Below are 6,137 nucleotides of genomic sequence, written 5' to 3'. Positions count from 1 at the left end.
GTGCGCGTGGTCCGCGTCGTAGCTCATCAGGGCGAAGCCGATCACGCCTGCGCCGTCGCGGGCGACGATCACGTTGCTGCGCGGATCGCGGATGCAGTGCTGCACCCGCGCCGGCGTCCACGACCAGCCCAGTCCGTGCTCGATCTCGTCGCGCGCGAGCAGGGCGATTGCGCGTGCGTCGGCCATCGTGGCGAGGCCGATTTCCGGTGTCGCGATCATCGCGTCAGCCGTGTGCCGGCGTTTCCGCAGTCACGGCGAAGGCGCTGCCCAGTGCCGGGTCGAGCTCGCGCACTTCGTTGACGAGTCCGTAGGCGAGGCAGGGATTTTGCGCGAGCAATTGCACCGCCTCCTCGAGGCTGCGCGCATGCACAGACCAATAGCCGCCGATCACTTCCTTCGCTTCGGAGTAAGGTCCGTCGACGACGCCGCGGCGCGAGACGAATTTGCCGTCCTTCATCAGCCGGCTTCCTCGCGTCGCCTTGCCCTCCACGACCATGCGCTCGTGCCAGACATAGAACGCGTCGATCGCGCGCTGGATGTCCTCCTTCGATGCGGACGCGTCCCACTGGCCGCGCGAGATGACGAGGTATTCGGTGAGAGGAGCGTCTGCGTTCATGGAGATATCCGTGAAAGGGATTTGGGACAAAGAGTACCTGGCTCATGCGGGAAGGTACTCGCGCATCTGCGCATAGATCGGCGTCAGCGTGTCGATGTCGCAGCTGCCGCCTGCGAACACGTAGGTGGTTTCGAAATCCTCGTAGCTTCGCGCGCGCCACAGGCGGCCGACGGGATCGATCACGAGCGAGTGGCCGACACCGCCGCGAAAGATCGCCGAGCCTTCGGTGCCACGATAGACCTTGCATGTCCACGGGCGTTCCTGCGGACGCGCGGCCATGAATGCCTCGATGTCGCGAACGAGGCCGGCGAACAAGGCGGCACGATCGGCGGCGGGTGCACGCAAGGTCCGCGCGATGGCATCGGCGAGCAGCGGATCCGCCGGCGAAGTCAGCACGCCGGACTGCAGCGGCTGTTCGGCAGGCACGTTCACGGCGTTATCGCATTGAAAAAGACGGCGTCCTCACGCGTTCTTGTTCTTCTCGTCCCATGCCATCGGCTGCCACAGCTCCACCTTGTTGCCGTCCGGATCCATGATCCAGGCGAACTTGCCGTTCTCGTGCGATTCGGGGCCGCCGACGATTTCGATTCCGTCCGCGTGCAGCTGCGCGATCAACTCGCCGAGATCGTCGACGCGGTAGTTGATCATGAAAGCCGAATCGCTGGGGCTGAACCACTGGCTGTCCTTGCCCGCGACGTGCCATGCAGTCACGCCCTTGTCGTCGGCCTTGTCGTCCGGCCAGCGCAGCGCCGCGCCGCCCCAGACCTCGAGCGGCATGCCCAGATGCTTCTGATACCAGGCGGCAAGCGCCTTGTTGTCGTTCCTGCTCTTGAAGAAGACGCCGCCGATTCCGGTGATTCTCGCCATGATTCGTCCGTCCAGATTGATTGTCGAAGTCGAAGGCCGCTCGATGATCGGGCCGGGCAGCCGGGTGCGACAGCTTACCTCAGCAGCCCGGCAGCGGTTCGCGTGAACGAACCGTCATGCAACGACACTAGAACCAATAGTCGGCCACGCACCTGCCATCGCGCGGCAGGTCTTCGAAGGAGTCCAGGCCATCGAAGTGATCGATCGGTATCGTTGCCACTGCCGCCGGCTCGGCCAGGCGCAGGTTGACCGCAATGCGCAGACGCCCCTCTGCATCTTTCTTGCTTGCGCGCCAGAAAGCAATGCAGCCGCAGTCAGGACAAAAGTGGAACTCCAGAGCCTTGCCTCTTACGTAGGGTTTGGTCGGCCCGGCAACCTGAATGCCTTCGCCTTCGTAGTCATAGGCCCAGAGCACGCCGTATCGACGGCACGCCGTGCAGTTGCATGCGGTTGCCCCATCGGGTTGGCCGGCGAACTTCCAGACGACGACACCACAGAGGCAGGAACCTTCAATCATGGCGTGCTTCCCGTTTCGCGAAGCGGCCTCGGCGTGAATGACGTCAGGCCTGGCCCGAGGGTGGCTGGGAGGGTGGAGCGGGTTGATGCTCCACACGTTCCAGCGATGAATCAAGGCAGGCCCAGTCAGGCGCACTTGCCACCCAGATGTTCACGCCAGGCTGGATGGACGACGGGTCATCCAGATTGCCGACACGCACCACCCTGAATTGCGGCCGGGTATTGGATTTGGCAAAAAGATGCGTGCCGCAATTGGAACAGAATTGGCGGGTTACTTCATTGCCGCTGTTCGCCACTTTCACATGTTCGGACAACGGGCCGGAATGGGTGAGCGCCGAGGTCGGCACGAGCATGTTCACCGTGCCATTTGCCGCCAGATGCTGGCAGTCCCGGCACCAGCAGACTCGCACCGCGAGCGGATCGACAGCAAGCGTGAAGGTCACCGCGCCGCACAAGCATCGCCCTGTTCGTTGAGTCATCTCGAGCTCCGATGGGATGAGTCCAGCCTGACGTTTGAACCAGCCGCCACCGCGGGACCGTCAGCTTACCGCAACGCTGCCGTTGCGGTCCGCCGGGTCGAACCCATGCCGTCAGCGCGGCGCGAGGAGCGCACCGAGTCGGTCGACCGTGCCGGGGATGCGTTCGAGGTGCGGATACTTCGCGCCGTCGCGGTAGTCGACCTTGAACGTGCGGTAGAGGTCGCCGTTCTTCACGAGCAACTCGATAGGCGCGTTGCCGGCTTTGCCATCCTTGATCGCGTCGGCGAGGCGTTCGGGCCGGTATTCGCGGCCGTCGACCGCGACGAGCGTGCCGCCGGGCGCGATGCCGGCCTTGAACGCGGGACCGTTCCAGCGCACGTCGGAGATGCGGCCACCGTCGCTCGCGACCATGAGGCCAATCGAGGCAGCGAAGTTGTTCGTTTTCGCGTTGCCTTCGGCGTTCTTCTGGTAGTCGCTGGGTTTGTCGGTGTAGACGAGCTTCCAGCCGGCGGCGGCGAGGCCGTCGAGTGGCGGGGCGTTGGCGTCGAGGCGCTCGTGCAGGAATTTCGCCCAGTCGTGCGGCGCGATCGAATTCAACGTCGCAGCGACATCATCGAAAGTATACGTTTTCACTTTCCAGTCGCCGTTGTCGACGCCGAAGAAGGCGCGGGCGAAATCGTCGAGCGACTTCTTCTCGTGCGAGAGTTCGCGCAGCTTCGTGTCGACTGCCAACCAGACCAGCGCGCCGGCGCTGTAGTAGTCCTCGCTTAGCTGGTAATTGCGGTATGGCAGCGGACGGCGCTGGGCGATGGTTGGATCGTTGGTCGTGTCCTGCACGTTGCGCCAGGCGAAACCGGGGCGGTTGTCGGCGTAGTTGGCCACGGTGAGCGCGAGTTCGTCGCGCGCCTGTTCGGCGCTGTGCAGGCCCGCGCGCGCGGCGAGCACGTTGCCCCAGTATTGCGTCTGGCCTTCGTAGACCCAGAGCAGGGTGTCGCCCATGGTGACGTTGAAGTTCGGCGTGGCCAGATCGGCCGGGCGGCGGAACTTGCCGTTCCACGAATGCGTGTACTCGTGCGGCAGCAAGTCACGTTCGCCGGCCTGCTTGGCCCAGTCGGTGAAATACTCGGGCGCGACGCCGTTCTCGCTGGAGCGATGGTGCTCGAGGCCGATGCCGCCGAGCTTGTTCGACAGCGCAAAGAGGAAATCGTAATGGTCGTAGTGCTGCGAGCCATAGAGCTTGTAAGCCTGCTTGACCAGTTCCTGGTGCGCCTTCAATTGCTCGGGTTTGATCTCGAGATATTTCGCCTCGTCGGCGACGATGTTGAGATGCACCGGCACCTTCGCGCCGGGATCGAGGTCGACGCGCTTGAAGTGGCGGCCGGCGAACATCGGCGAATCGACGAGCGTGGCGAAGTCGACCGGGTTGAAGCTGGCCTTGCCGTCGCTGGGTGCGCCGTCGCGTTCGAGCGCGGTGGCGAATTCCCAGCCGGCGGGCAGCGTCGCGCTCGCCGCGATCTGCACTCGGCTCGCATCATGCCCGGCCGGATACAACGCGACCGTGTTCCATTGCAGGTTGAGCATGTCCGGCGTCATCACGACGCGGCCCTGGCCGCCGTCGAGCGGCGAGAGGAACTGGAATTCCGCTTCGATCGCGTTCGCGCCCTCGGGCACGTCGACATGGAAGGCGTAGACGTTCTCCGGGTCGCGCCGCCATGCCAGCGTCTTGCCGTTCGCGCGGATCACCAGACCGGCGAACTTGTCGATCGGCCCGCGCGGCGAGTGGTTGCCGGGCAGCCACTGCGGATAGAGGAGAGTCAGCGTGCCGGGCGTCGCCGGAATCTCTTCGTGCACGCGAAAGATGCGGTGGTCGAGGTCGGTCGCGTCGACGTGCAGTTTCAGCGTGCCGGGGTACGGTGAGTCGGCCGGCGCAGGCACCGCGGCCTGCACGATCGTTGATGCGGAAAAGACGACGAGGGCGGCGAGTACGCGGCGCATTGCAGGATCCTTTTGAATGACGGCGCAGCATAGCAAGCGCCCCGCGTGGGCCCGGTAGGCCAGAAGTCATGCTTCGCTCGTCATTCCGGCAGGACTGCCGGAACGACGGGAAATCAGGCGATGATGCTGACCGTATCGCCGACGCGCACCACGCCCCTGCCGCGCGGAATCAGGTTTTGCCCGAAGGTCACGCCTTTTTCGCTGCGGCGGTAGCCGATCAGTGTGCGCAGGGGCTCGCCGGAAGGGTCGCGTTCGCCGCGCTCGAAATCGACCGTCGTGAACACGCAGCGCACGCAAGGCTTGACCACGTCGAACTCGACCTCGCCGACACGGATGCGTTTCCATCCATCCTCGGCATGCGACTCGGTGCCGGTGACGACGAAATTGGGGCGGAAGCGCAGTGCCGCCACCGGCGCAGCGAGTTTCGAGTTGAGCAGGTCGAGCGCGGCCTGCGAGATCAGCAACAGCGGGAAACCGTCGGCGAAGCTGACTTCGTCGCCGGCGCGCGCGTATTTCGCATCGACCGCGCGCACGCATTCCGCGTCCATGTGCACGAGGCGCGCGGGCGCGCCGAGGAACTTGCTCAGCCACGCGTTCGTGGCTTCGTCGGCGAGCAGCGGCGCGACCGGGTTGTCCCACACCGCCGTGGCGATGCGCCGGCCGTGGGTATCAGGCAGCGGAACACGAATGCCCGCGGTCGCGGGCGCGTCGAGATGCAGCGAGCCGTCCGCATTCGGCAGCGCGCGGATCAGGGTCAGGCGCGCATGCTCGCGCCCGGTGAGGAACCTGCCGTCGGCATCGATCACCATCCAGCGCCGGTCGCGCGCGAGCCCACGCGTTTCCACCGCTGACGACTTGAGCGTCACCGGAGCACAGGACTTGACCGGATAGATGTGGATCGAAGCGAGCGCGAACGTCATCGGCAAAGGATACGGCAAGCGCATCGCCGATGGCAGTTCTCGCCTTCTTCCGATGGCAGGAGGGCAGCAAACCGCGGCACGCATGTTACCCTTGCCGCCCCCGGCAATCGGCGACAGCCCTTGGCGACATCCAGCACCGAGCAGAGCCGCGGCTTCTTCCGCGTCGAATCCGCGGAATGGCCCGCGTTGCTGCTCTCGTTCGCGTATTTCTTCTGCGTGCTCGGCTCCTACTACGTGATGCGGCCGGTGCGCGAGCAGCTGGTCGCGGCTGCCGGTTCCACTTCGCTGCCGTCGTTCTACCTCGCGGTGTTTCTCGTCACGCTTGTGTTCACGCCGATCTATGGCGCGCTGGTCGCGCGCTTTCCGCGCAAGCGCTTCGTGCCGATCGTCTACGCGTTCTTCATCCTCTGCCTGATCGCCTTCATCCCGTTCTTCGAACTCCAGGGGCAGTTGAATCCGAAGCTTCTCGGCGGCGTGTTCTTCGTCTGGGTCAGCGTGTTCAACCTGTTCGTCGTCGCCGTGTTCTGGAGTTTCATGGCCGACATCTTCACCGTCGACCAGTCGCACCGGCTGTTCAGCGTGATCTCGATCGGCGGCGGCCTCGGCGCGATCGGCGGTTCGCTGCTCGCCGGCAGCCTCGTCGGCCATATCGGCATCGCCAAGCTGCTCGCAGTGTCGGCCGGCCTGCTTGCATGTTCGATCGCCTGCATCGCGGGGCTTGTCGTATGGTCGCGGCGCAATCCG

Annotated in this window: 8 protein-coding genes and 1 pseudogene; 1 reads left to right on the top strand and 8 read right to left on the bottom strand. The window is 64.9% G+C overall.

The features are described from left to right. The 8 genes from VF497_RS01935 to VF497_RS01900 all read right to left on the bottom strand — a co-directional run. On the bottom strand, positions 1-219 hold a 219-nt coding region (locus VF497_RS01935; protein ID WP_330885707.1), incomplete at its 3' end, for a hypothetical protein. A 4-nt stretch (positions 220-223) separates the two neighbouring features. Next, entirely contained in the window at positions 224-616 is a 393-nt protein-coding gene (locus VF497_RS01930; protein ID WP_330885705.1) for a YciI family protein, read from the bottom strand. Between the two features lie 42 nt (positions 617-658). Next, positions 659-1,048: a hypothetical protein gene (locus VF497_RS01925; protein WP_330885703.1), complete on the bottom strand. Its 390-nt coding sequence runs from the start codon at positions 1,046-1,048 to the stop codon at positions 659-661. 30 nt (positions 1,049-1,078) lie between these two features. After that, on the bottom strand, positions 1,079-1,483 hold the full coding sequence (locus VF497_RS01920) for a VOC family protein (protein WP_330885701.1): 405 nt from the start codon (positions 1,481-1,483) through the stop codon (positions 1,079-1,081). A gap of 127 nt (positions 1,484-1,610) precedes the next feature. Continuing rightward, the gene (locus tag VF497_RS01915; protein WP_330885699.1) at positions 1,611-2,000 is read right to left on the bottom strand and encodes a GFA family protein; all 390 of its coding nucleotides are present in this window, start codon (positions 1,998-2,000) and stop codon (positions 1,611-1,613) included. Positions 2,001-2,043: 43 nt separating this feature from the next. Beyond that, on the bottom strand, positions 2,044-2,478 hold the full coding sequence (locus VF497_RS01910) for a GFA family protein (protein WP_330885697.1): 435 nt from the start codon (positions 2,476-2,478) through the stop codon (positions 2,044-2,046). A 111-nt stretch (positions 2,479-2,589) separates the two neighbouring features. Beyond that, positions 2,590-4,473 (bottom strand): peptidase M61, encoded by a 1,884-nt coding sequence (locus tag VF497_RS01905; RefSeq protein WP_330885695.1) that lies wholly within the window; start codon positions 4,471-4,473, stop codon positions 2,590-2,592. Positions 4,474-4,586: 113 nt separating this feature from the next. Then, positions 4,587-5,393: an MOSC domain-containing protein gene (locus tag VF497_RS01900; protein WP_330885693.1), complete on the bottom strand. Its 807-nt coding sequence runs from the start codon at positions 5,391-5,393 to the stop codon at positions 4,587-4,589. 120 nt (positions 5,394-5,513) lie between these two features. Here VF497_RS01900 and VF497_RS01895 point away from each other — a divergent pair. Beyond that, a pseudogene (locus tag VF497_RS01895) lies at positions 5,514-6,137 on the top strand (MFS transporter); the annotation flags it as partial.

The organism is Rudaea sp. (genome assembly GCF_036383415.1).
In the GTDB taxonomy this organism is placed as follows: domain Bacteria; phylum Pseudomonadota; class Gammaproteobacteria; order Xanthomonadales; family Rhodanobacteraceae; genus Rudaea.
Note: the sequence above shows the minus strand (reverse complement) of the source record. Positions and strands in the feature narration are given on the sequence as shown.